This is a genomic window from Kitasatospora sp. NPDC059571 (assembly GCF_042735675.1).
Classification (GTDB): Bacteria; Actinomycetota; Actinomycetes; order Streptomycetales; family Streptomycetaceae; genus Kitasatospora.
Genome location: NZ_JBHWBW010000082.1, coordinates 1 through 22,610, shown reverse-complemented (window position 1 = coordinate 22,610; position 22,610 = coordinate 1). Strand labels below are relative to the sequence as shown.

25 protein-coding genes are annotated in these 22,610 nt (G+C 76.6%); 18 read left to right on the top strand and 7 right to left on the bottom strand.

Annotated elements, in window-relative coordinates; genetic code table 11:
* Positions 1–114 precede the first annotated feature (114 nt).
* From ACFV0G_RS12685 to ACFV0G_RS12660, 6 genes are read left to right on the top strand one after another with little or no spacing between them, the layout of a single operon-like run.
* Positions 115–867: a hypothetical protein gene (locus ACFV0G_RS12685; protein ID WP_380545766.1), complete on the top strand. Its 753-nt coding sequence runs from the start codon at positions 115–117 to the stop codon at positions 865–867.
* Entirely contained in the window at positions 846–1,073 is a 228-nt protein-coding gene (locus ACFV0G_RS12680; protein WP_380545764.1) for a phosphopantetheine-binding protein, read from the top strand. Before ACFV0G_RS12685 ends, ACFV0G_RS12680 begins: the two co-directional genes overlap by 22 nt.
* On the top strand, positions 1,070–1,846 hold the full coding sequence (locus tag ACFV0G_RS12675; protein WP_380545762.1) for a 2-oxo acid dehydrogenase subunit E2: 777 nt from the start codon (positions 1,070–1,072) through the stop codon (positions 1,844–1,846). Before ACFV0G_RS12680 ends, ACFV0G_RS12675 begins: the two co-directional genes overlap by 4 nt.
* Positions 1,843–3,066 (top strand): FAD-dependent oxidoreductase, encoded by a 1,224-nt coding sequence (locus tag ACFV0G_RS12670; RefSeq protein WP_380545760.1) that lies wholly within the window; start codon positions 1,843–1,845, stop codon positions 3,064–3,066. The genes ACFV0G_RS12675 and ACFV0G_RS12670 overlap by 4 nt, the downstream gene beginning before the upstream one ends.
* Complete coding sequence (locus tag ACFV0G_RS12665) at positions 3,057–4,133, top strand: alpha/beta hydrolase (RefSeq protein WP_380545758.1); 1,077 nt, start codon at positions 3,057–3,059, stop codon at positions 4,131–4,133. The genes ACFV0G_RS12670 and ACFV0G_RS12665 overlap by 10 nt, the downstream gene beginning before the upstream one ends.
* Positions 4,133–4,540 (top strand): DUF4260 family protein, encoded by a 408-nt coding sequence (locus ACFV0G_RS12660; protein ID WP_380545755.1) that lies wholly within the window; start codon positions 4,133–4,135, stop codon positions 4,538–4,540. Before ACFV0G_RS12665 ends, ACFV0G_RS12660 begins: the two co-directional genes overlap by 1 nt.
* 21 nt (positions 4,541–4,561) lie before the next feature.
* Here the strand turns inward: ACFV0G_RS12660 and ACFV0G_RS12655 are convergent, their stop codons facing one another.
* Both ACFV0G_RS12655 and ACFV0G_RS12650 read right to left on the bottom strand, forming a co-directional pair.
* Positions 4,562–4,699 (bottom strand): DUF397 domain-containing protein, encoded by a 138-nt coding sequence (locus tag ACFV0G_RS12655; RefSeq protein WP_380545753.1) that lies wholly within the window; start codon positions 4,697–4,699, stop codon positions 4,562–4,564.
* Positions 4,662–5,612: a Scr1 family TA system antitoxin-like transcriptional regulator gene (locus tag ACFV0G_RS12650; protein WP_380545751.1), complete on the bottom strand. Its 951-nt coding sequence runs from the start codon at positions 5,610–5,612 to the stop codon at positions 4,662–4,664. The genes ACFV0G_RS12655 and ACFV0G_RS12650 overlap by 38 nt, the downstream gene beginning before the upstream one ends.
* Positions 5,613–5,763: 151 nt before the next feature.
* Here ACFV0G_RS12650 and ACFV0G_RS12645 point away from each other — a divergent pair, with 151 nt between their 5' ends.
* The 5 genes from ACFV0G_RS12645 to ACFV0G_RS12625 all read left to right on the top strand — a co-directional run bounded on the left by ACFV0G_RS12645 (position 5,764) and on the right by ACFV0G_RS12625 (position 9,237).
* Complete coding sequence (locus ACFV0G_RS12645; RefSeq protein WP_380545749.1) at positions 5,764–6,084, top strand: hypothetical protein; 321 nt, start codon at positions 5,764–5,766, stop codon at positions 6,082–6,084.
* Positions 6,085–6,155: 71 nt separating this feature from the next.
* Positions 6,156–6,410 (top strand): DUF6059 family protein, encoded by a 255-nt coding sequence (locus ACFV0G_RS12640; RefSeq protein WP_380545747.1) that lies wholly within the window; start codon positions 6,156–6,158, stop codon positions 6,408–6,410.
* Positions 6,411–6,534: 124 nt separating this feature from the next.
* Complete coding sequence (locus ACFV0G_RS12635) at positions 6,535–6,996, top strand: beta-ketoacyl synthase N-terminal-like domain-containing protein (protein WP_380545745.1); 462 nt, start codon at positions 6,535–6,537, stop codon at positions 6,994–6,996.
* The gene (locus ACFV0G_RS12630) at positions 6,947–8,326 is read left to right on the top strand and encodes a beta-ketoacyl synthase N-terminal-like domain-containing protein (RefSeq protein WP_380545743.1); all 1,380 of its coding nucleotides are present in this window, start codon (positions 6,947–6,949) and stop codon (positions 8,324–8,326) included. Before ACFV0G_RS12635 ends, ACFV0G_RS12630 begins: the two co-directional genes overlap by 50 nt.
* Positions 8,326–9,237 carry a 4'-phosphopantetheinyl transferase family protein gene (locus ACFV0G_RS12625; protein WP_380545741.1) on the top strand — a complete coding sequence of 304 codons (912 nt, stop codon included), beginning with the start codon at positions 8,326–8,328 and terminating at the stop codon, positions 9,235–9,237. The genes ACFV0G_RS12630 and ACFV0G_RS12625 overlap by 1 nt, the downstream gene beginning before the upstream one ends.
* 44 nt (positions 9,238–9,281) lie before the next feature.
* Here ACFV0G_RS12625 and ACFV0G_RS12620 read toward each other — a convergent pair whose 3' ends face one another.
* Complete coding sequence (locus ACFV0G_RS12620; RefSeq protein WP_380545739.1) at positions 9,282–10,502, bottom strand: cytochrome P450; 1,221 nt, start codon at positions 10,500–10,502, stop codon at positions 9,282–9,284.
* Positions 10,503–10,693: 191 nt separating this feature from the next.
* On the opposite strand from ACFV0G_RS12620, the gene ACFV0G_RS12615 reads away from it, so the two are divergent.
* Positions 10,694–11,302 carry a DNA-binding response regulator gene (locus ACFV0G_RS12615; protein ID WP_380545768.1) on the top strand — a complete coding sequence of 203 codons (609 nt, stop codon included), beginning with the start codon at positions 10,694–10,696 and terminating at the stop codon, positions 11,300–11,302.
* Positions 11,303–11,333: 31 nt separating this feature from the next.
* On the opposite strand, the gene ACFV0G_RS12610 is transcribed toward ACFV0G_RS12615, so the two are convergent.
* From ACFV0G_RS12610 to ACFV0G_RS12595, 4 genes are all read right to left on the bottom strand, one after another.
* Positions 11,334–12,611: a sensor histidine kinase gene (locus ACFV0G_RS12610; protein WP_380545736.1), complete on the bottom strand. Its 1,278-nt coding sequence runs from the start codon at positions 12,609–12,611 to the stop codon at positions 11,334–11,336.
* Positions 12,612–12,724: 113 nt separating this feature from the next.
* On the bottom strand, positions 12,725–14,212 hold the full coding sequence (locus ACFV0G_RS12605) for a SagB family peptide dehydrogenase (RefSeq protein ID WP_380545734.1): 1,488 nt from the start codon (positions 14,210–14,212) through the stop codon (positions 12,725–12,727).
* 42 nt (positions 14,213–14,254) lie between these two features.
* A complete protein-coding gene (locus ACFV0G_RS12600) occupies positions 14,255–16,558 on the bottom strand; it encodes a TOMM precursor leader peptide-binding protein (protein WP_380545732.1) in 2,304 nt (767 codons plus the stop codon).
* Between the two features lie 32 nt (positions 16,559–16,590).
* A complete protein-coding gene (locus ACFV0G_RS12595) occupies positions 16,591–16,908 on the bottom strand; it encodes a TIGR04351 family putative TOMM peptide (protein WP_380545730.1) in 318 nt (105 codons plus the stop codon).
* A 285-nt stretch (positions 16,909–17,193) separates the two neighbouring features.
* On the opposite strand from ACFV0G_RS12595, the gene ACFV0G_RS12590 reads away from it, so the two are divergent.
* The 6 genes from ACFV0G_RS12590 to metK all read left to right on the top strand — a co-directional run.
* Positions 17,194–18,006, top strand: coding sequence for a BTAD domain-containing putative transcriptional regulator (locus ACFV0G_RS12590; protein WP_380545728.1), 813 nt, complete (start codon positions 17,194–17,196; stop codon positions 18,004–18,006).
* A gap of 177 nt (positions 18,007–18,183) precedes the next feature.
* A complete protein-coding gene (locus ACFV0G_RS12585) occupies positions 18,184–18,957 on the top strand; it encodes a thioesterase II family protein (protein WP_380545726.1) in 774 nt (257 codons plus the stop codon).
* A 35-nt stretch (positions 18,958–18,992) separates the two neighbouring features.
* Complete coding sequence (locus tag ACFV0G_RS12580) at positions 18,993–19,835, top strand: BTAD domain-containing putative transcriptional regulator (RefSeq protein ID WP_380545724.1); 843 nt, start codon at positions 18,993–18,995, stop codon at positions 19,833–19,835.
* A gap of 74 nt (positions 19,836–19,909) precedes the next feature.
* Complete coding sequence (locus ACFV0G_RS12575; protein ID WP_380545721.1) at positions 19,910–20,167, top strand: acyl carrier protein; 258 nt, start codon at positions 19,910–19,912, stop codon at positions 20,165–20,167.
* Between the two features lie 106 nt (positions 20,168–20,273).
* Positions 20,274–21,593, top strand: coding sequence for an FAD-dependent monooxygenase (locus ACFV0G_RS12570; RefSeq protein WP_380545719.1), 1,320 nt, complete (start codon positions 20,274–20,276; stop codon positions 21,591–21,593).
* A gap of 118 nt (positions 21,594–21,711) precedes the next feature.
* Positions 21,712–22,610: methionine adenosyltransferase (gene metK, locus ACFV0G_RS12565; protein ID WP_380545717.1), on the top strand; the 899-nt coding region annotated here is incomplete at its 3' end.

The following is a 22,610-nucleotide window of genomic DNA, read 5'->3' as shown; positions in this document are numbered from 1 at the left end:
GCGGGGGGGGGGGGGGGGCCCGGGGCCCCCGGCCCGCCCGGGGCCCGCCCGGGGGGGCCCCCCCGGCGCCCCCCCCCCGCCCGGGGGGCCCCCGCACGCCTCGGCATCACCGGGGTGCCGGTCTACCAGATCCAGTCCGGCTGCTCCGGCACCGTCCAGGCGCTCGCCCTGGCCGAGTCGCTGCTCGGCGCGGCCGCCGCCGCGGGCGTCCGCCGCCCGGCCGGGCTGGTGCTGGCCGGCGACGTCTCGGCCAAGCACCTCGACCAGCGGCGGGACTTCCGCACGCTGCCGCGGGCCGAGCTGGTCAACTACGTGCTGTTCGGCGACGGGGCCGGCGCCGCCGTGGTCGACCTCGCCCCCGGCGGCGGGGCGGCGTTCGCCCGCCTCGGCCACCGCCCGGCCCGCCCCGGACTGCCCCCCGGCCAGCGCGTCGAGTGGTTCGGCGCGGCGGACCGCGGCGACGACCGGCCCGCCGTCGCCGAGGACTACAAGGCGGTCGAGCAGCTCGTGCCCGAGCTCGCCGAGTCCGCCTGCCGGGAGCTGCTGGACGGCCTCGGCTGGCCCGCCGCGAGCGTGCACCACCTGCTGCCGCCGCAGCTCGGCGGCCGGATGACCGAGCGGATCGCCGCCCGGCTGCGCCGCGAACTCGGCCTCGCCGGCGCCGCCGAGGTGTCCTGCGTGGCCCGCACCGGCAACACCGGCAACGCCCTGGTGCTCGGCCAGCTGGAGGAGCTGCTGGCGCAGGCCGGCCCCGGCGAGCGGGCGGTCGGGGTCTGCGTCGAGGCGAGCGGATGGATCACCGGCGGCTTCGCCCTGGAGACCGCAGCGGAACCGGAGGAGGACGCGTGCGCACCGTCACCGACCTGATCGACCTGTTCAACGAGGAGCTCGGCCTCGGCCTCGGACCGGACACCGCGGGGCTGCCGCTGGAGGCGCTGCCCGGCTGGGACTCGATGCTGCTGCTGCGCGCCGTCGGCGTGCTGGAGGCGGCGCTCGGCCGGCAGGTACCGGTCGCCGACCTGCTCACCGCGGGCAGCCTCGAGGAGATCCACGCCCTGGCGGTACCGGCGTGAGCGCCGCCCCCGTGCGGGTGCCGGCCGCGGACCGGGCCCGCCGGCACACCCGCTACTTCCTGGAGTGGGCGAGGTCGGCCGCGCCCGTGCAGCTCGCCGCCGATCTTGACCTGACCGCCGTCCAGGCGCACCGGGCCGCCGCCCGCGCCGCGGGCACCCGCTACTCGGTGGTCAGCTACCTGCTGTACGCGGCCGGCCGGGTGCTGGTCCGCCACCCGGAGGCCAACGCCGCCGCCGTCGGCCGGCTGGTGCCGCGTACCGTCCGCTACCCGGGCGTGCACGCCAAGCTCGCCCTCGACCGCACCACCGCCGAGGGCCGCTCGGTGCGCACCGCCGTCCTCGCCGACGTGGACCGGCTCGAACTCGCCGACATCCAGGCCTTGGTGGACCGCTACCGGGACGGACCGGCCGAGGCGCTGCCCGGCGCCGCCGGGGTGCGGCTGCTCGGCCGGCTGCCCGCGCCGCTCGGCCGGCTCGCCTTCCGGACGGCGCTGGCCGGCGCGGCCCGCCGGCCCGCGCTGCTCGGCACGGTCGCGGTCAGCTCGCTCGGCCACCGCCGGGTCGACGACTTCCGCTCGTACGGCGGCACCGCGGTCACGCTCACCGCCGGGCGGATCACCGACCGGCCGGTGGTGCGGGACGGCGCCCTCGCCGTGGCGCCCGTCCTCACCCTCGGTCTGACCTTCGACCACCGGGTGCTGGACGGCGCCCGGGCGGCCGACGTGCTGGACGACCTGGCCGCCCTGCTGGAGGACTGGAAGGAGCCGGCATGAGCGCCGACCTGCACGCCGACGTCTGCGTGGTGGGTGCCGGCCCCGGCGGCCTGGCGCTCGCCCTCGACCTCGTCCGCCGCGGCCTGGACGTCGCCGTCCTGGAGCGCTCCCCGGACGGCCGTCGGGACTTCCGCGGCGAGTCCGTATCGCCGGACGGCGTCCGCCTGCTGGACCGGCTCGGCGTGCTCGGGCCGCTCGCCGGCGAGGCGCTGACGGTGCGCCGGCTGGAGGTCGCCGACGCCGGACGACCCGTCCTGACGGTCGACTTCGACGGCTTCGGGTACCGCTACCGGCACCCGCTGGAGATCCCGCAGCCCCGACTGCTCGCCGAACTGACCGTCGCCGCCGAGCGCCGCGCGGGCTTCCGGCTGCTGCGGCACTGGACGGCCACCGGCCTGCTGCGCGGCGGCGACGGCGCCGTCACCGGGGTGCTCGCCGCCACCGCGCACGGACCGCGGCAGGTCCGCGCCCGGCTGACCGTCGGCGCCGACGGCCGGTACAGCCGGGTCCGCGACCTCGCCGGGCTGCCCGCGGAGCGCCGCCCGCTGCAGCGCGACGTGCTGTGGCTGCGGCTGCCCCGCCCCGCGGAGTGGACCGAGCCCGCGTACCGGGTCCGGATCGACGGCGCCCGGCACGCCCTCGTCCTGCCGGACTCGGCCGGCACCGTCCGGATGGGCCTCAACATCCCCAAGGGCGGCGTCCGCGAGCTGCGCGCCGCCGGGACGGCCGCCCTGCACGACCGGATCGCCGAACTGGTGCCCGAACTCGCCGACGCCGCACGGGAGCAGCTGCACGGCTGGTCCGAGGTGGCACTGCTGGACATCTTCACCGCCACCGCCCCGCGCTGGTGGGCGCCGGGCGTGGTGCTGCTCGGCGACGCGGCGCACACCCTGTCGCCGGTGCTCGGCCAGGGCGTCAACCACGCCCTCGCCGACGCCGCCGCGCTCGCCCCGCTGATCGCCGACCGGCCCGGCCGGCCCGAGGAGGCGCTGGGGGCCTACCAGGCCGTGCGGGAGGCCGCGGTGGCCCGCTCCCGGGCGCTCCAGCTGCGCCAGGAGCGGGTGTTCACCTGGTCCGGCCCGCTCGGCGGACGGGCCAGGCGCGGCCTGTACCGGGCCCTGGGCGCCAGCCGGGCCCTGCGCGCCCGGGTGCTCGAACCGGCGTACTTCGCCGACCAGAAGGACCGGCCCGAGAACGAGAAGGAGCCCCAATGGACGTGAACGGCACCGCCGTGGACCCGGCCGCGGCCGGGATCGGCCTCGACGAGCTGCGCGAGCTCGCCGCCCTGCACACCGAGGCGCAGGGCCTGGACGAGGAGACCTGCACCCGCGTACTCGGCCGGATCACCCGGGCCTGGGGCGACGGCGCCGGCGCCTGGGGCACCGAGTGGGCCGCCGAGGGCGACCGGCTGGCCGCCCGCGGCCGGCACCTGGAGGCTGCCCGGCTGCACGCCATGGGCCGCTTCCCGTTCCCCGGCGACCCGGCCCGCGGGTACGCGCAGCGGCGCTGCGTCGAGGAGTTCGACCGCTGGCGCGCCGCCCAGCCGATGCCGATCGGCCGGCTCGAGGTGCCCGGACCCGGCGGCCGCGCGGTCTGCTGGACGGCCGGGCTGTCCGCGGCCGCACCTCGGCCGCTGCTGGTCGTCATGGGCGGGATCGTCAGCGTCAAGGAGCAGTGGGGGCCGCTGCTCGCCGCCGCCGAGGACCTCGGCGTGGCGATGGCCGTCACGGAGCTGCCCGGCGTCGGCGAGAACACCCTGCCGTACGACGTGGCGGCGCCGCGGATGCTCTCCGCCGTGCTGGACGCCCTCGCCGACCGGGCCGACGTGCACCGCACCGCCGCCGTCGCGCTCAGCTTCGGCGGCCACCTGGCGCTGCGCTGCGCCGCGACCGACCCGCGGATCCGCGCCGTGGCCACGGTCGGCGCGCCGGTCCGGCAGTTCTTCGAGGACGCCGGCTGGCAGCGCCGGGTGCCGCAGACCACGGTCGGCACGCTGGCCCGGCTCACCCGGCACGCGCCCCCGGTGGTCTTCGGCTACCTGCGCGGCTGGGGCCTTGCCGACACCGAGCTTGCCGGGCTGGACATCCCCGTCCGCTACATCGCGAGCCTGCGCGACGAGATCGTCCCGCTCGGCGAGGCGGCGACCCTGCGGGCGGCCGCCCCGGGAACCTCGGTGACCGTCTTCGACGACGTGCACGGCTCGCCGGCGCACCTCGCCGAGACCCGCGGCCTGCTGCTGGAGACCGTCCTCGGCACCCTGCTCGCCGCCGAGCGGAGCGCCGCCTGATGGGGGAGCCGGAGAAGGACCGCGGCTGGGACGGCGACCCGCGCACCTGGAGCCACCGCCACCCGGTCGGACGGGCCGTCAGCCTGGCCGCCGGACTGGGTGCGCTGGCCGGGGCCGTCCGGCTCGGCGGTGCCCGCAGCCGGCTGCTGTGGACCTGCGCGGCCGCCCCGGACGTCGCGCTGCTGATCGGCATCACGGCGGCACCCGACTGGCGGAGGCTGCCGCCGTACGCGATCCGCCCGTACAACCTGCTGCACAACCCGGCGCTGCCGGCCGCGCTGCTCGCGGCGGCGGCCGCCACCCGCAGCCGCCGGCCGGCCGTGGCGGCGCTCGCCTGGCTCGGCCACATCGGCTGGGACCGGGCCTGGGGGTACGGCCCGCGCACCCCCGAGGGCTACGTCAGCTGACCCGGCGCGGCGTCGGCCGGGTCAGCGGGCGGCCGGGAGCTCGCCGGACTTGACCGCGGCGACGAACGCCGACCACTCGGTGAGCGGGAAGAGCAGCGCCGGGCCGTCCGGGTCCTTGGAGTCACGCACCGGGACGACGTCGGGGAAGCCGGGGGCCACCTCGACGCAGTCGCCGCCGTTCGATCCGCTGTGCCGGCTCTTGCGCCATGCGGCCGTGCCCAGATCGGGATTGGTCATGGTCGTACCCTTCCATCGCACGGGCGATCAAGGTGCCGGTCCCACGGGCCGACAGCGCGTCGGACCGGAGTAGATCATAGGTTCGCGCGTGCCGGGCCAACACGGCCGGATCGTTGCTGAAATGGCCCCGGTCGAGGCTCTCCGAGTAGACCCATTCGCGGCCGTCGGGCAGTGTCACCAGGCTCATCGAGGTGTCCGGCCGGGCCGCGTCGTGGTGGGCGAACGGCAGGACCTGGAGGGCGACGTTCGGCCGGGCGGCGACCGCCAGCAGATGGGCCAGCTGACTGTGCATCACCTCCGGTCCGCCCACGCTCCGGCGCAGCGCGCCCTCGTCCAGGACGACGACCAGCAGCGGTCCGTCCTCGGCGAGGAAGCGCCGCTGGGGGCCCAGCCGGGCCGCCACCCGCTCCTCGACCAGTGCGTCGCCCGACCCGCGCGCGCCCCGGGCGAACAGCGCCCGGGCGTACGCCTCGGTCTGCAGCAGCCCGGGCACGAGCTGCGCCTCGTACTTGCGCAGTGCCACCGCGGCCGCCTCCATCTCGGCGAACCGCCGGAACCAGTCCGGGTGTTCGGCCTGCGCGTACCAGTCCACCCGGGACCAGATCCGGGCCAGCAGGCCGTCCGTGCGCAGGACCCGGTCGCAGGCGGCGGCGAAATCCTCCTGCGGCACCCGCTGCCCGGACTCGATCCGGGTGATCAGCGAGCGGTCGCAGTGCAGCAGCCGCGCCAGGTCGGCCTGCGAGTAGCCGGCGAGCTCCCGGGCATGCCGGATCTCCGCCCCGAACAGTGCCGCAGGTCCCCCCGCCGTCCGCCCCGCTCCCGTCCGACTCCCCATCGGCCACCCCCTGGTGACAGAGATCCGTTGTCACTGGCTGACTGCTCGTCACGGTAACCGCGAGCGGCGATGCTGGGCAGCGGAACGCAGCAAACCGGTCGCCGCCCGTGACCGGATCCCGCTGCCCGGCAGCGACAACGGAGGCGACGCGGTGATCGGCAGGGACGGCCCGGTGGTGGTCGAGATCGAGGACGTCACCGCCGAGGCGGTGTTCGCCCGGCTGCCCGACGCCCTCGCGGCCGTCTGGCAGGCGCTGCGGGCCCTGCCGCTCGGCGCCGTCCAGGCCGACGCGTTCGAGTACTTCCTCACCCGGCCGGACGCCGTCCGGGCGGTCGCCCGCTTCCTGCGCCGGGACGGCGAACTCAGCCTCACCTTCACCCTGGAGGGCCGGCCGCACGCGGTGCGGATCCGCCCGGCCGACGGTGCGGCGCCCGCCGCCGGCGCCCTTGAGCGCTCCTGGAGCGGTGCCTGAGCGCTCCCGGCCAGCATGCCGGGCAACCGGCCGCGACGGCCGCGCCCGGCACGACCGGAGGAGGAGCACCGATGCACCGCATGCTGCTGTGCGCCCTGAGGAGTGTCGCGTACCCGGCCGGCCGCGCCCTGGCGCTCTACGGCCAGGTGTTCGCGCCGCTGGTGCCCCCGCAGTACCTGCTCCGCCCGGCCGCCGCGGCCCCGGTTCGCTGGGACGGGCCGCCGCCCGGTCACCCCGAGCGCCTGCGCCCCGACCTCCCGCCGACCGCCGCCGAGCGCGAGCTGTTCGACCGGCTCGGCCTCACCGCCCGGCCCGGCCGTGGCTGACGCCGCCGGCGGCGGCCGGTCCGGGTGCGTTCGAGGACCGCTCGAGCCGCGGACGCGAGCCTGGGCCGACAGCGGACGAGCCCCGGCCCGCGGGCGCGCCCCGGACCGGGCGGAAGGAGCGGGCGTGGCCGACGACCGGGTACCCACCGGACAGTCCTCGGGCGCAGCCGCGCACGGCACCGAGATCGCCGTGACCGGTCTGGACTGCCGCTTCCCGGGCGCGCCGGACGCCGCCGCGTTCTGGCGGCTGCTGCTCACCGGCGCGGACGCGGTCGGCCCGCGCCCCGACTCCCGGTGGGCGGGCCGGCCGCCGCGCGAGGTGCCCGGACCGGGCGGCTACCTCGACGACGCGGACGCCTTCGACCACGCCTTCTTCGGGATCGCCGAGGCGGAGGCCGAGGCGATGGACCCGCAGCCTCCGCTGCTGCTGCCGTTCGCCCTGGGGGCGGATGTGGGCAGCGGGATACACCCCCCGGCCCAGGGGGGCCCCGCCCCCCCCGCGGTGGGGGGCGTGGGCGGGGGGGCGGGCGGGGGCCATGGACCCGCAGCAGCGGCTGCTGCTGCAGTGCGCCTGGCGGGCGCTTGAGGACTCCGGGATCGACCCGCCGGCGCTGGCCGGCAGCGCCACCGGCGTGTACGTCGGCTGCATGTCCGACGACTGGGCGCGGCTGCAGGCCGCCGACCCGGCCCGGGTCACCCCGCGCACCGGCACCGGCAGCGGCCGCGCCATGCTGGCCAACCGGATCTCGTACCAGCTGGATCTGCGCGGGCCGTGCCTGACCGTCGACTCGGCCTGCTCCTCCTCGCTGGTGGCGGTGCACCTGGCCCGGACGGCGCTGCTCGCCGGGGAGTGCGACACCGCGCTGGCCGGCGGCGCCAACCTGGTGCTCGGCACCACCCTCGACCTGATCTACCAGCAGTCCGGGCTGGCCGCGCCGGACGGCCGCTGCAAGCCGTTCAGCTCGGCGGCGGACGGCATCGGCCGCGCCGAGGGCATCGGCGTGGTGGTGCTGCGCCGGCTCGCCGACGCGCTGCGCGACGGCCAGCCGGTGTACGCCGTGCTGCGCGGCAGCGCGGTCAACCAGGACGGCCGCTCCAACGGCATGATGGCGCCGAGCCGGGCCGCCCAGCGCGAGGTGGTCCGGGCGGCCTGCCGCTCGGCCGGCGCGGCGCCCGCCGAGGTGGCGTTCGTCGAGGCGCACGGCACCGGCACCGTGCTCGGCGACGCGATCGAGGCGGCGGCGCTCGCCGATGTGTACGGCAGCGGGCGCGAACGCCCGCTGCCGATCGGCTCGGTGAAGGCCAGCATCGGCCACGCCGAGGGCGCGGCGGGCATCGCCGGCCTGATCAAGGCGGTGCTGTCGCTGCACCACGGCGTCGTCCCGGCCGGCCGCGTGGCCGGCCCGACCCGCCCCGACCTGGCCGGCCACGGGCTGGCCCTGGTCCGCGAGCCGCTGGCGCTGCCCCGGGAGGGCTGCCTGGCGGGCGTGTCCAGCTTCGGCATGGGCGGCAGCAATGCCCATCTGGTGCTGGCCAGCGCGCCGCCGGCCGGGCGCACCGCGCCCCGCACGCCGACGGTCTTCGACACCGCCCGCCGGTTCTGGCCCGAGGCCGCCGCCGCGGCGGCCCCGGACACCGCCGGTGCGCAGGCCGGGAGCCTCGACGAGCTGACCGGCGCGGTGGTGGAGAGCGTCGCCCTGGTGCTGGGCGGCGCGGCCGCCGACTGCGGCCCGCACGCCCGCTTCTACGACGACCTCGGCTTCGACTCGGTGAACCTGATGGAGCTCAAGTACCGCCTGGAGGACCGCTACCCGGCGCTGGCCGAGGTCTCGCTGGCCGAGCTGCTGCCCGGGCTGGAGACCGTGGGCAGCCTGGTCGACCTGCTGCGCAGCCGGCTGATATCGGCGGCGGTCTGATGGAATTCGACATCGGCACTCCGCTGGAGGTGCCCGGGCTGTACCCCGGGTCCGGTCCGCAGCCGTTCGGCGCCGGGCCGGCCCCGGTGTCCGGCGCGGCCCGGCCGGCGCTGCTCGGGCCGCCGGTGCACGTCCGGGGCCCGCACGGCCGGTGGGACGAGGTGCGCGCGGCGGTGGCCGACTGCGGCAGCGTGGTGATCCACGACCAGCTGGAGCAGTGGCTGCCCGAGGACCTCGACGACCCGGCGCTGAAGCCGCTGCTCGGCCGCGACCACGAGCGGTTCCGGCGGATGGCGCACCCGCAGGTGAGGGCCCGCTTCGCGGCGTCCCGGCTGCTGCTCAAGCACGCCGCCTGCGCGGTGGTCGACGCCTCGCCCGAGTCGGTCGAGCTGGCCTACCGCCCGGGCGGCCGGCCGTACCTGCGGGGCATGGACCAGGTCGACATCAGCCTGAGCCACACCGAGTCGCTGCTGCTGGTCGGCCTGACCCGGCGCGGCTGGATCGGCGTGGACGCCGAGCTGACGGACCGCCGGATGCTGGGCCGCGGCACCGAGAAGCAGGTCTGCACCCCGTACGAGACCGAGGTGCTGGCGGCGGTGCCCGAGGACCGGCGCAATGCCGCGCTGGTCCGGCTGTGGACGCTCAAGGAGGCGTACAGCAAGGCGATCGGGCAGGGGCTGCGGTTCCGCTTCACCGAGTTCGGCTTCGGCCCCCAGGACCGGCCGGTCCAGGTGCTCCGCCCGGACGGCTCGCCCGGCACCGGCGAGGAGTGGGCGTTCGAGACGTACACGGTCGGCGGCCGCTACACGGTGAGCACCGCGCTGTACGACGCCGGCTTCGGCGACACCGACGACACTGCTGCGGCCACCATGCTGGACCAGGGCCTGCTGGAGGCGCTGGGCTGTGTCTGACCGTCCGCGCCGCGGACGGCCGGACACAGCCCGGCGCCACCGGATCACCAGGCGACGGGCAGCCCGGCCAGCCGGTTGACGATCAGTCCGGTGCGCATCCGCACCGCACCCGGGTCGGCCGCCAGCCGCAGCCCGGGGAAGCGCCGCAGCAGCACGTCGAGGCCGATCTCCAGCTCGGCGCGGGCCAGCCCGGCGCCCACGCAGTAGTGCGGGCCGTGGCCGAAGGACAGGTGGCCGGGCGTGCCGGCGCCCGGCCGGTACCGCTCGGGCCGGTAGGCGTCCGGGTCCTCGAACACCTCCGGGTCCCGGTTGGCCGGGCAGATCGCCGCGATCACGGCGCTGTTGCGGGGGACCGGCCGGCCGGACAGCTCGGTGTCGGCGACCGTGACGCGCAGCGGCCCGCCGTCGCCGACCGGGTTGAGCCGCAGCAGCTCCTCCACCGCGGCGGGCAGCCGGTCCGGCTCGCGGCGCAGGTCGGCCCAGGCACCGGGCCGGCGCAGCAGGGTGAACACGGCGGTGCCCAGGGCGCCGACCGTGGTCTCGTGCCCCGCCACCAGCAGGGTGGTCACCAGGGTGAGCAGCTCCGGCTCGGAGAGTGCGCCGTGCTCGTCGCGGGCCCGGACGAGGGCGCCGATCAGGCCGTCGCCGGGCTCCCGGCGCTCCTCGGCGACCAGCGCGGTGAGGTAGCCGAAGAGCTCGCCCCTGCTGCGCCGGACCTCCTCGGCGGGCAGCTCGTCCAGCGAGAGCAGGGCGTCCGACCAGGCCCGGAAGCGGTCCCGGTCGGCGAACGGCACCCCGAGCAGCTCGCAGATCACCGCCACCGGGAACGGGAAGGCGAACGCCTCGTTGAAGTCTGCGGGGGAGGGCCCGGCGGCCATCGCGTCGGCCAGGGCCTCGGCCGTCCGGCGGATCCACGGCCGCAGCCCCTCGACCCGGCGCGGGGTGAACGCCCGGGTGACCAGGGACCGCAGCCGGGTGTGCTCCGGCGGGTCGAGGGTGAACAGCCCGCCCGCCTCGAACGGCACCGCGGTCAGCTTCGGCGCCTCGGGCAGCACGGTGGCCGCCCGGCTGTACGCGGGGTGGGCGAGCGCGGTGCGGACGTCCTCGTAGCGGGTGACCAGCAGGCCCTCGTCGCCGCTGGGCAGGGCGACCGGGGCGACCGGGCAGCCGCCGAGCAGCCCGGCGTAGTCGGGCGGCCGGAGCGCGTCCTCGCGGGGGAGCGGGTAGCCGCGGAGTGCGGTCTGCGGTGCGGACTCGGTTGACATGGTGCCTCCCTGACGGACCGTCCGCGCGGGCGGGTGCCGCGCGGGCCTGCGGCCGGGGCAGCGTTCGGTGCAGGTCTCGGGACCGTCTGGAGAATCGGTTGAGACACCTGTACGTTTCTGGTGAAGAGCGGTGACGGAGCGATTACCGTACGAGTCGTCACCGGTGTCATCCGGGCCCGGGGGAGGCCGTGCTGAAGATCCGCATCCTGCTGGCCGAGGACATGCACCTGGTCCGCGGCGCCCTGGTCGCGCTGCTCGACCTGGAGCCGGACATCGAGGTGGTCGCCGAGGTCGACAACGGCGACGCGATCCTCCCGGCGGCCCTGGAGCACCGGCCGGACGTCGCCGTCCTGGACATCGACCTGCCCGGTATCGACGGGCTCACCGCCGCCGGCCTGCTGCACGAGCAGCTGCCCGCCTGCCGGGTGCTGATCCTCACCAGCCTCGGCCGCCCCGGCAACCTGCGCCGGGCGCTGGACGCCCAGGTCTCCGGCTTCCTGGTGAAGGACGCCCCGCCGGCCCGGCTCGCCGAGGCGATCCGGCAGGTCGGCTCCGGCGCCCGGGTGATCGACCCGCAGCTCGCGCTCGCCGCCTGGGACGCCCGCCAGAACCCGCTCACCCGGCGCGAGACCGAGGTGCTGCGGCTCACCGCGAACGGCGCCGAGCCGCTGGAGATCGCCGCCCGGCTCTACCTGTCGGTGGGGACCGTGCGGAACTACCTGACGGCGATCGTCACCAAGCTCAACGCCCGCAGCAAGGTGGACGCGATCCGGGTGGCCGAGGAGTCCGGCTGGCTCTGAGCCGCCGGCCCCCCGTGCCCCGCGGCGTCCCTCAGGTGGCGGACCCGGCGGCGGTGCTGTTCCGCCGCGCGGCCTCCGGCAGCAGCGGCCCGTCGGTCTCCCGGTCCTCGTACGGGACCTCGGCCGGCACCTTCACCGGCACCTCGGCGGTCAGCGTGAACCAGCCGTCCCGGGAGGTCTCGAAGGAGAGCCGCCCGCCGAGCTCGCGCAGCCGCCCGGCCAGGTTGTCCAGCCCGGTGCCGCGCCGGCCCGGCTCGGCGGGCGGTGCGCCGACCCCGTCGTTGCGCAGCACCAGCCGCACCGTGCCGTCCTCGGTGGCCGCCTCGATGGTGCAGGACTGCGCCTTGCTGTGCCGCAGCAGGTTGGTGACGCCCTCGCGGAGCACGGTGGCCAGCGCCGTGCCGACCTCCTCGCCGATCCGGCCGCAGTGCACCGCCACGGCGGTCTCGATGCCGGCCGAGGCGAGGATCGCCCGGGCGGCGGTCGCCTCGCTCTCCAACGACATGTTCCGGTAGGCGCTGGCGACCGTCCGCACGTCGGCGAGGGCCTGTCGGGACAGGCTCAGCATGGTGGTGATCTCCTCGCGGGCCCGCTCCGGCCGGGGCGCCACCAGCCGGTAGGCCAGCTCTCCCTTGAGGGTGATCGCGGAGAGGCTGTAGCCCAGCAGGTCGTGCAGGTCCCGGGCGACCCGGCTGCGCTCCTCGGCGACCGCCAGCCGGGCCAGTTCGGCGCGGGCCCGCCGCAGCTCCACCACCAGGTCGACCAGCCGGGTCAGGCCGAACACGGTGAGGCTGGAGATGACCGTGCCCATCGTGTAGTAGAGCGCCGAACCGACGTCGCCGCCGACCCGGGTCTCGATCACCAGGATGCTCGCGACCACGCCGCCCCAGGACAGCCAGGAGGCGGGGGACGGCAGCCACAGCAGCAGCGATCCGGCGAGGAAGCCGGGCATGCCCACCCAGCTGTCGCCGAGCGCCAGGAACGGCAGGTAGGTCAGCAGCGCCTGCGCGGAGAGCGTCCAGACCCAGTACCGCGGACGCGGACCGCCGCGGCCGGGAAGCGAGTTGACGTTCTGAAGGACCATCAGGACGAGCAGTGCCGCGAGCCCGTACCCGGCTCTCGCGCCGGTGACGTGCCGGCCGACCATGCTCAGCGCGGCGATGACGAAGTAGCACGCGGTGGTGGCGGCGATGATCACCTTGCCGGCGCGGGGGTCCAGTTCGGCGGGGCGCCGGCCGCCGGTGCGTCCGCGGCCGTCCGCCGCCGCTGCGCCGGGTGTCCCCGGGCGTGCCTGAGTACCGTCCACCATCTCCCCCAGCGGTGCCGCACGGCGGGCCGATCGGCTCGGCCCCTCGGCCCGAAGGCTACCGGCCGACGGCATGGTTCGAGCACCCTGCGATCTCGGGCCCGGCGCGGGCGGGTTCACCGGCCGGCCGGGGTGCGGTCGGCCCGGGCGCCGGCCGGCAGCGAGCCGAGCGCGAACTCGCCGACGCTCGACTCCCGGCGCCAGTCCAGGCCGAACGCCCGCGCCGACACCTCGATGTCGCCCGCGCCCAGCGCGCACGGCGCGAGCCCGAGCGCGGTCGCCACCAGGTACATGGTCTGCTGCACGACCCCGACGTGCTTGAGCGTCAGGGCGTACCACATCGCGCTGTACTTCCAGGAGAGCCGCTGGAAGCGCGAGGTGAGCGTGACCAGCACCTGAGGCGGACGGTCCATCCCGGCGGCCAGCTGGGCGCCGAGCAGCAGTTCCTCGGCGTCGTCCGCGGGCGCGTCGACCAGCACCAGCTGGTGGCCGGCCGGGTCGTAGTACCAGACGCCGTCGGCCAGCCCCTCGCACCGGCTGACGGTCAGGTAGAACTCCAGCTCGTAGGCGGCCCCGCCGCTCGGGTAGGGGCGGCGGCTGGTCTGGTAGTACGTCGGGTCGGCGCCGGTCGGTGCGGAGACCGAGCGGACGGCGGCGACCCGGTCGAGGAAGGCCCCGAGCTCGGCCAGGCCGATGGGCCGCTCGCCGTGCTGCCGGACGGACCGGCGGGCGGCCAGCACCTCGCCCAGCGGCGGGTCCGCGGGCGCGGCCGCGGCCCGCTCCAGCGGCACCCGCTTGCCGTCGGGCAGCGGCTTGAGGGCCGGCTCCGGGGCGAGGCGCCCCACGTGGCTGTAGGTGGCGCCGAAGTCGTCGTCGTGCCGGCCCAGCCGGCTGCGGGTGTGCTGGAGCAGCTCCCGGCCGGACCAGGTGGCCAGCACGGCGTCCGCGTCCTCGTCGAAGTGCGGTGTGTCGCCGACCTGTTCGCCGACCACCGCCATCCCGGTGGCGGCCAGGTGCCCGACCACCTCGCGGACCACCTCGGGCGCCAGCGGCACCGCGGCCGCCACCGCCGCGAGGGTCCCCGGCCGCCCGAGCGCGGAGACCACCCACATCGCCTCCGGCCGGTGGAAGACCAGCCGGTACAGCGACAGCGGCGACTCCAGCACCAGGCCGTCCGGCCCGGGCCGCACCGAGGCGAACCGGGACAGCCGCAGCGGCCGGTCGGCCGGCAGCCGGACGGGCGCGAAGCGCGCCGCCGCGGAGACCGGCACGGCCGACAGCAGCGGCTGCTCGGCGTCCTGCAGGGCGAGCGAGCGGACCACCACCGAGCGCAGCCGCTCCAGCAGCAGCATCAGCCGGGCCCGGCCGAGCCGGCCGTCCTCGCCGCCGGCCGCGGGCACCAGGTTCTCCAGGGCGACCGGCCCGAGCGCCATCCGGCGCAGCAGCTCGTGCGCCGCCGGGTCCTCGCCGGCGATCCGCACGTCGCCCCAGCGGGTGTGCAGCAGCGAGCCGTCGGTGTCCGACTCGATCCAGGTGTCCTCGCGCAGCGACCACAGCGCCCGGGCCGGTCCCGGCGCCGCGGTCGGCGCTGCATAGCCGGTCACGGAAGTCTCCCTTGCGGTGGGCGGCACGTCGGCGGCGCCGGATCAGAAGAAGATCGGGAAGGGGTTGAGGTCCTCGTACCTGGTGGGCTCGGCGAGCCGTCCCAGGGCGACCGGCACGTCGAACAGCCGGCCCGGCGCGAAGCGCGCCCAGAAGTGTCGCAGGCCCGGCACCAGCACCCGTACGACCGGCAGGCCGATGTCCGGTCTGGTCTGGTCCAGGACGAGCAGCTCCAGCCCGTGCGCGGCGGTGAGCCGCCGGATCTCGGTGATGTCGTCGAGCAGGTCCGCCCGCGGCCGGTACGGGTGGTCGGCCGGGACGGTGGCGGGGACGCCCTCGGCGGGCCGCAGGTAGGGCTGCCCGGCGACGGTCGCCGTCCGGCACCAGGCCAGCAGGTCCGGGTCGGTGCAGTCGTACCCGCCGCCGTCCGGCCGGGCCCCGGCCACGAACGGGACCATCTGGTTGAGCTCGGCGATCGCCCGGCGCAGCGCGGTGGCCGGGTCGAAGTGCGCACCGAGCCCGATCACCACGTCCTCGGCCGGCTTGTCGGTGCGCCGCGACAGTGCGGCGAACACCGGGACGCCCAGGTCCGAGGTGAGGTCGAGGGCCCAGATCTCCCGGCCGAGGCGGGCGTGCAGGTCGCGCTGCTGCTCCGTCCACGGGGCGTCGAACGCGGCCAGGTCCACCGCCGGCTGCGCGGTGCGGTTGTACCACCACAGGGCGGTGGCGTCCCGCTCCACCAGCTCCAGGAAGCCCTGCACCACGGCGTCCTCCAGGCTGCTGCCGGCCGCGCAGCCGTTGGAGTCGGCCCGGGCGAAGGTCCGGCCCGGAGGGTTCGGCCCGTCGAAGTACAGCAGCGCCGTCGGCAGCAGCCGCTGCCGCCCCTCGGTCAGCGACCAGACCGGCGTCCAGTCCAGCTCGGCGTCCTCGTCGAACGGGTCGCAGACGTACTGGAACACGCCGTGCGCCGCGTTCCACGCCGCGCGGTCGGCGAACTGGCGCCCGTCGTACAGCTGGCAGTCGTTCGGATGGACGGCGTCCTCGCCGCGGGCCCGCAGCCCGCGCAGCGATCCGCGCACCACGGCCTCCTCGCCCGTGAACACCCCGCTGCACCGCTCCAGTGCCTCGCACAGCGCACTGACCTCGGCATGGTCCGGGGTCAGGCCCTTGCCGGAACTGAGACTGCGCAGCCCGCGCCCGGCCCCGCCCGCACCGGCGCCGGCCAGCGCCAGGTTGAAGCCGGCCCGGTACACGTGGAACCCGGGCGGCGCCCCCGGATCCGGCTCGATCGCCCGCACCACCCCGGTCAGCGGGCTCACCAGGTGCCCGTAGCGGGCCATCACCTCGTGCGGGGCGAGCGCCCGGTCGCCGGCGCAGCCCGCGGCCGGGCCGGCCGCCTTCGGCCGGGAGACCGGCCGCACCGGGCGGCGGGCCCGGGCCGCGACCAGCCCGGGATCACCGCACTGCGGGCACTGCGGGCGGCGCCGCACCGGGTGGTGCCGGGTCTGCAGGGTGAAGCAGTCCATCGCCAGCAGCGTGTCCTGGCCCGGGCTGCGGTGCCCGGCCAGCCACTTGGCGGCCTCCAGCGCGAGCAGCTGGGCGCCCAGCCCTTCGCTGGCCGGTATCCGCCCGGCCCGGATCGCGGCCGGGCCCGAGCGGCCCAGCACGCGCTGCACCCGGGCCTCGATGTCGCGCTGCCCCCACAGCCGGTGGGTCAGACAGGACCAGCAGGGGCCGTCGCCGGGCCGGAACACCGGCCCGATCCAGATGTCCGCGCCGCTCGGCTTGGCGAGCAGCCAGGGCCGGCCGGACGCCCGGTGCGCCGCCTCCACCCCGGCCAGCGCCGGGTCCAGGTAGTCGCCGCAGACCACGGCGGACAGCTCCGCGGACGGGTCGGCGCCGGACGGCGCGTCCGGCCCGCACACCTCGAAGCCGGACCGCGCCAGCGCCTCGCGCACCGCCCGGCCGTCGGCGCCGCCGACCTCGGTGAGCCGGATCCGGCCCCGGGCGGTGCGGGTGCAGGCACGGTGCCCGTCCAGCCCGCCGAGCTCCCAGAAGGCCAGCGCGGAACGGTCCGCGGCGGGCCCGGCGGCGCTCCCCGCGGCGGGGGCGCGGTGCTCGACCAGGCTGGCGGTAGACAGTTCGCGCAGCAGGTACCCGACCCGCTCCGGCGCGAGCCTCGGGCCGACCGCCCCCAGCAGGTCCGGCAGCGCGAGCTGCTCGTTCAGCAGCGGCGCGAGCAGCTCCATCTCCCGGCAGTCGATCAGCCGGGTACCGCGCTCGGAGAAGAGGTAGACCCCCTCCCCGGGGACGACCTCGGCCCGCAGGTGCTCCTTGAACCCCACCATCTCGCTACCCCCGTCCCCGGTCCGCCGGTCCGTCAGTGCTGCGCGGGCGCCCAGGAGAACGAGGCCGTGGTGTTCATCGAGCGGGCGGCGGTGTCCAGGTCCTCGATCACCAGCTTCATGCCGGCGACCGCGGGCAGCGCGGGGACGGGCTCGCCGGCCGCGAGCTCGATGCCGAAGTCGGCGAGCACCCCGCGGGGGTCCTGCGTGTAGCTCTCCGCCAGGCCCGGCTCCAGCCAGGTCCGGGCGACGAGCTCGGCGAAGCGCCAGTCCTGCTCGATCGAGACGCGGGCGGCCGGCAGCGAAGCGGTGGAAACCGTGGCCATGAAGTCCTCCAGTGTCTGACGTGTCATCGGGACAACTCGGTGCAGGCATGGAGTGTGCGCCGCTCGAGCGCGGCTCGAACAGTGGAGGAGTCACGGATCGACCGTGAAGATCTCACGGTCGCGACCGGGAGCCCGACCAGGCAGGTCGTGAGGATGTCACTGGTCCCCCGAGCACCCGCCGTGACAGCCTCTGATGTGCTCGGCGGAGCCTTCCGCCGCCGCCCGCGCACCTTCAGGAGACGCAACTGCACGGCACGCGTCCGCCCGCCGCGGCGCCCTCGCACACGTGCCAGAACGGGGAAGAGGACCACCATGGAGATCCGGGTTCTGGGCCCGCTCACCGCCTGCGAGAACGGCGTGTCCATCGTGCCCAGCGCAGCCAAGCCGCGACAGATCCTCGCACTGCTCGCCCTCAACAGCGGACGGGTCGTCACCGTGCCCGCGCTGATGGAGGAGCTGTGGGGGGCCGCCCTGCCGCGCAGTGCCGCCACCACACTGCAGACGTACATCCTCCAGCTGCGCCGCAGGCTCTGCGCGGCCCTGGAGCCCTCCGCGGGCAGCGCCAAGGACGTCCTGGTCACCCGCCACGGCGGCTACCTGCTGGACGCCGCCCCCGGGTCGATCGACGCCCAGGAGTTCGACCGGCTCACCGCCGAGGGCTACGCCGCGTACGACATGGACGCCCCCGAGGCGGCGGCCCGGCTGCTCACCCGCGCCCTCGCCCTGTGGACCGGGCCCGCGCTGGTCGACGTCCAGCAGGGCCGGCTGCTGGAGGTCGAGGTCATGCGGCTCCAGGAGAGCCGGCTCGCCGCACTGGAGCGCCGGATCGACGCCGACCTGCAGCTCGCCCGCCACCACGAGGTGCTGGGCGAACTGGCCGGCCTGACCGCGCAGTACCCCATGCACGAGAACCTGCACGCCCAGTTCATGCTCGCGCTCTACCGCTGCGGCCGGCCCTCCCGCGCCCTGGAGGCCTACCGGCGGCTGCGCACCGCCCTGGTCGACGAGCTCGGCCTGGAGCCGTCCGCCCGGCTGCGCCGCCTCCAGCAGTCCGTGCTCGCCGCGGACCCGTCGCTCGACGACATCCGCCCCGCCCGCCTCGCCGACACCCGCCTGGCGGTCTGACCCCGGCGGCCCCGGCCGCGCACCCCCGGCCCGCGCCGAGCCGCGCCCGCGGGGGGTGCGCCACCACCACGCCGCCGGCCCGCCCGAGCCGCCGTCGAGCACCCCTGTAGCCCCCGTCTGGACCATCTCGAACATCCGCCGACCGGCGGAGTCGGGGCCACGGCAGAGGGGGCGGCGATGACGAGGGACACGGGCGGCTACCTGGCGGTGGCACCGCGCCCCGAGGCACGGCTGCGGCTGTTCTGCTTCCACCACGCCGGCGCCGGCGCCCTCTCCTTCGCCCGCTGGCCGGGCCGGGTCCCGGCGGACGTCTCCGTCGTCCCGGTCCGGCTGCCCGGCCGTGAGTCCCGGCTCCGCGAGCCGCGCCTCACCGACCGGGACGCCCTGCTGGCGGCGCTCGACATCCAACTCGGCCCGCACCTGGACGGCCCCCACGCGTTCTACGGCCACAGCCTGGGCGCCCTGGTGGCCCACGCCTACGCCGAGCACCGTGAGGGCCTCGGGCTGCGCACGCCCGAGCTGCTGGTCACCGCGGCCTGCGCGGCCCCGCACCTGACGGTGGCCGCCCTGGAGCGTGACGACCTCTCGGACGCCGACCTCCTCGCGGTGCTCGGCGGCGCCGATGGCATCTCGCCGTACCTGCTGGAACGGCCCGGCTGGCTGCAGCTGATGGTCGACACCATGCGGGACGACCTCGCCCTCGCCCGCAGCCTGCGGACGGCGGCCCGGCCGGTGGCCGGCGTGCCCGTGCTCGGCCTGGCCGGCAGCCGGGACCGCCTGCTGCGGCCCGCCGCCGTCCGCGCCTGGAGCGGGTGGACGGGCGCCGGCTTCCGGCTGCGCACCGTCGACGGTGACCACTACTTCGTCCGCGACCCGGCCACCCCGGCCCTGGTCGCGGCCGCCCTGGCCGGCGCCGCACCGGCCCCCGCCGCCCTCGCCACCGCCCACTGACCATCGACCCCATCGACCCACGAAGGATCCCGACCATGGACATCGGAGTTCTGGGCCCCTGCCAGGTGACCCAGGGCGGCGTCTCGGTGGTGCCGACGGCGGTCAAGCCCCGCAAGGTCCTCGCCCTGCTCGCCCTCCACCCCGACCAGGTGGTATCGGTACCGGCACTGGTGGAGGAGCTGTGGGACGGCGACCCGCCGCGCAGCGTGCAGACCACCCTCCAGACGTACGTCCTGCAGATCCGCAACCTGATCACCGCCGCACTCGCCCGCAACCCGCGCGAGGACCTGCCGCTCGGCCCCAAGTCCGTGCTGACCACCCAGCCCGGCGGCTACCTCCTCGACACCCACGGCGGACTGGACGACGCCGCCGAGTTCGAGCGGCTCGCCGCCTCCGGCCACCGCACGATGGCCGCCGGCGACTGCGCCACCGCCTCCACCAGGTTCCGGCAGGCGCTCGAACTGTGGCGCGGCCCGGCCCTGGTGGACGTCCAGCTCGGCCCGCTGCTGGAGGTGGAGGTGACCCGCCTGGAGGAGACCAGGATGAGCATCCTCTCCCAGCGGATCGAGGCCGACCTGCGGCTCGGCCGCCACCACGAGATCCTCGGCGAACTCGCCGGCCTGGCCGCCCGCTACCCGACCCAGGAGGGCCTGCACGCGCAGTTCATCCTCGCCCTGTACCGGGCGGGGCGGCGCAGCGGAGCCCTGGAGGCCTACCACCGCCTTCGCACCCTCCTCGGCGAGGAGCTCGGCCTCGACCCCTCGCCCGCCCTCCAGCAGCTGCAGGCCGGGATGCTCGCCTCCGACCCGGGGCTCGAGTACGACGCGAGCGGTACTGCACCACGGGCGGGTTATCTGCGGGTGCTCAAGGCCGGCTGAGCCGCGCGGCCCCCGCCCCCGAAACCGACGCCCCCACGAACAAGCACAGCCCGACACCTTCGGAAGGACAGCCCATGAGCAAGTTCACCCTCATCGACCTGACCGACAAGCTGCGCGAATGCGCCGGCGAGGCGGAGGGGGGCGACCTGGACGGCGACGTCCTGGACACCCCGTTCATCGAGCTCGGCTACGACTCCCTGGCTCTGCTCCAGGTCACCGGCGTGCTCAAGCGCGAGCTCGGCGTCGACCTCGCCGACGACGCGGTGGTGGAGGCCGAGACGCCCCGCCTGCTGCTCGACATGATCAACGAGTGCCTCTCCGTGGCGGCCTGACCGCCCGCAGCCGTCCGACGGCCGCCCGTCGCCGCCCACCCGGTGGCGACCGGCGGCCGTCGCGGCGCGCCCGCCCCCGTACCGCCTCCCAGGAAGTCCCGCCGCCATGCCCGCCGCACCCCTGCACGTCATCGTCGTCGGGGCGGGCACCGGCGGCCTGTGCCTGGCCCACGGCCTGCGCCGGGCCGGCCTGCGCGTCACCGTGTACGAGCGCGACCGCACCCGCACCGCGGCCCGGCCCGGCCACCGGACCGGCCTCGACCCGCGCGGCCTGCGCGCACTGCGCGCCTGCCTGCCGCCCGAGCTCTTCCGCACCCTGCTGGCCGCGGGCGCCGTGCCACCCGAGCGGTTCGTCCTGCTGGACCGGCGGCTGCGCCCCGTCCTCGCCGTCCCGCTGCCCGGCGGCGGCGCCGGCCCCGGATCGGCCCCCGAGCTCTCCGTCAGCGCCATGACGCTCCGCCAGCTGTTGCTCACCGGCCTGGAGGACGCCGTCCGCTTCGGCCGCACCGCCACCGGCCACCGCAGCCACCCCGACGGCTCGGTCAGCGCCCGCCTCGACGACGGCACCGAGGACCGCGGCGACCTGCTGGTCGGCGCCGACGGCGCCCCCTCGTGCCTGCTGCCCCCGCACCCCGCCCCGCCCGCCGCCGCGGGCCGCGGCAGCGTGCTGATCGGCGCCAAGGTGCCCCTCATCGCGGAGAGCCGCGCCCTGCTGCCCCCGGCCCTGGCCCCCGGCGCCGGCCTCGTCCGGGCGCCGCGCGGACTGTCCGTCCTGCTGCACCGGATGGAACTCCCCTGGGACCGCTACGGGGAGCTGAAGCCCGGGCTGCCCGCCGAGGACGCCGCGCTGCTGGCCCGATGGCCCGGGCTGCCGTTCGACAACAGCCGCGACCACATCGACGTCGGGCTGCGCACCCCGGCCGGACGGCTCCCCGCGGACGTGGCGCTGCGCCCGGGCGACGACCTCGTCCGGCTCGCCCTCGGCCTCGACCCGCGGCTCCACCCCGACCTCCGGCGCCTGCTCGAACTCGCTGATCCCGCGACCGGGTTCGCCGCCTCCGCGCCCCGGCCGGCCGGGCCGGCGCCGTGGCCCGCCGGCCCGGTCGCCCTGCTCGGCGACGCCGCCCGCCCGGCCGCCCCGGGGCCGGGCGGGGCGAGTGCCGCGCTGCGCGACGCCCGCGCGCTGGTCGACGCGCTCACCCGGGTCCGGGACGGCCTCGCGAGCCTGGACGACGCGCTGCTGGACTACCGGTCCGCCGCCGAACGCCACAGCGCCGGGGCGGCCGGCCCCGGCCGGCCGTTCGACGCCGAGCACCTGCTGCACGGGGCCCGGCCGGCCCGCATCGCGCTCGCCGGCGTCCGTGGCCGGCTGCGCGCCGCCGTACCCGGCCCGAGGACCAACGGGCGTGCCGCGGCCGGGTCTTGAGCTGTCCTCGATCGGCGGTTGGCACGGTCGGAGCGCCTCGACCGAGGCCCGCGGAAGGCCGCGGAGCCCGTGCTCCGACGCCACCGCCCGACGCACTACGACTCCACCCGGAGGAACCGTGTCCCGTCGCCTTTTCACCTCGGAGTCCGTCACCGAGGGCCACCCCGACAAGATCGCGGACCAGATCAGCGACACGATCCTGGACGCCCTGCTCACCCAGGACCCGACCTCCCGCGTCGCCGTGGAGACCCTGATCACCACCGGCCAGGTGCACATCGCCGGCGAGGTCACCACCAAGGCGTACGCCGACATCGCCACGCTGGTCCGCGAGACCGTGCTGGGGATCGGCTACGACTCGTCCGACAAGGGCTTCGACGGCGCGTCCTGCGGCGTGTCGGTGTCCATCGGCGCGCAGTCCCCGGACATCGCGCAGGGCGTCGACACCGCGCACGAGGCCCGCGTCGAGGGCGAGGACGACGAGCTCGCCAAGCAGGGCGCCGGCGACCAGGGCCTGATGTTCGGCTACGCCTGCGACGAGACGCCCGAGCTGATGCCGCTGCCGATCGCGCTCGCGCACCGCCTCTCCCGCCGGCTGTCCGAGGTCCGCAAGGACGGCACGCTGTCCTACCTGCGCCCCGACGGCAAGACCCAGGTCACCATCGAGTACGACGGCGACCGGGCCGTCCGCCTCGACACCGTGGTCGTCTCCACCCAGCACGCCGCCGACATCGACCTGAACTCCCTTCTCGCGCCCGACATCCGCGAGTTCGTGGTCGAGCCGGAGCTCGCCCGCCTCGCCGAGGACGGCATCGAGCTGGACACCGAGGGCTACCGGCTGCTGGTGAACCCGACCGGACGCTTCGAGATCGGCGGCCCGATGGGCGACGCCGGCCTGACCGGCCGCAAGATCATCGTCGACACGTACGGCGGCTACGCCCGCCACGGCGGCGGCGCGTTCTCCGGCAAGGACCCGTCCAAGGTCGACCGCTCCGCCGCGTACGCGATGCGCTGGGTCGC

Bases quoted from the DNA above. Each gene is read 5' to 3' on its own strand.
- ACFV0G_RS12625 (WP_380545741.1), top strand. From the start codon at position 8,326: ATGGAATTCGACATCGGCACTCCGCTGGAGGTGCCCGGGCTGTACCCC.
- ACFV0G_RS12650 (WP_380545751.1), bottom strand. From the start codon at position 5,612: ATGGGGAGTCGGACGGGAGCGGGGCGGACGGCGGGGGGACCTGCGGCA.
- ACFV0G_RS12630 (WP_380545743.1), top strand. From the start codon at position 6,947: ATGGACCCGCAGCAGCGGCTGCTGCTGCAGTGCGCCTGGCGGGCGCTT.
- ACFV0G_RS12595 (WP_380545730.1), bottom strand. From the start codon at position 16,908: ATGACACGTCAGACACTGGAGGACTTCATGGCCACGGTTTCCACCGCT.
- ACFV0G_RS12670 (WP_380545760.1), top strand. From the start codon at position 1,843: ATGAGCGCCGACCTGCACGCCGACGTCTGCGTGGTGGGTGCCGGCCCC.
- ACFV0G_RS12665 (WP_380545758.1), top strand. From the start codon at position 3,057: ATGGACGTGAACGGCACCGCCGTGGACCCGGCCGCGGCCGGGATCGGC.
- ACFV0G_RS12620 (WP_380545739.1), bottom strand. From the start codon at position 10,502: ATGTCAACCGAGTCCGCACCGCAGACCGCACTCCGCGGCTACCCGCTC.
- ACFV0G_RS12660 (WP_380545755.1), top strand. From the start codon at position 4,133: ATGGGGGAGCCGGAGAAGGACCGCGGCTGGGACGGCGACCCGCGCACC.
- ACFV0G_RS12610 (WP_380545736.1), bottom strand. From the start codon at position 12,611: ATGGTGGACGGTACTCAGGCACGCCCGGGGACACCCGGCGCAGCGGCG.
- ACFV0G_RS12640 (WP_380545747.1), top strand. From the start codon at position 6,156: ATGCACCGCATGCTGCTGTGCGCCCTGAGGAGTGTCGCGTACCCGGCC.
- ACFV0G_RS12590 (WP_380545728.1), top strand. From the start codon at position 17,194: ATGGAGATCCGGGTTCTGGGCCCGCTCACCGCCTGCGAGAACGGCGTG.
- ACFV0G_RS12600 (WP_380545732.1), bottom strand. From the start codon at position 16,558: ATGGTGGGGTTCAAGGAGCACCTGCGGGCCGAGGTCGTCCCCGGGGAG.
- ACFV0G_RS12575 (WP_380545721.1), top strand. From the start codon at position 19,910: ATGAGCAAGTTCACCCTCATCGACCTGACCGACAAGCTGCGCGAATGC.
- ACFV0G_RS12585 (WP_380545726.1), top strand. From the start codon at position 18,184: ATGACGAGGGACACGGGCGGCTACCTGGCGGTGGCACCGCGCCCCGAG.
- ACFV0G_RS12580 (WP_380545724.1), top strand. From the start codon at position 18,993: ATGGACATCGGAGTTCTGGGCCCCTGCCAGGTGACCCAGGGCGGCGTC.
- ACFV0G_RS12570 (WP_380545719.1), top strand. From the start codon at position 20,274: ATGCCCGCCGCACCCCTGCACGTCATCGTCGTCGGGGCGGGCACCGGC.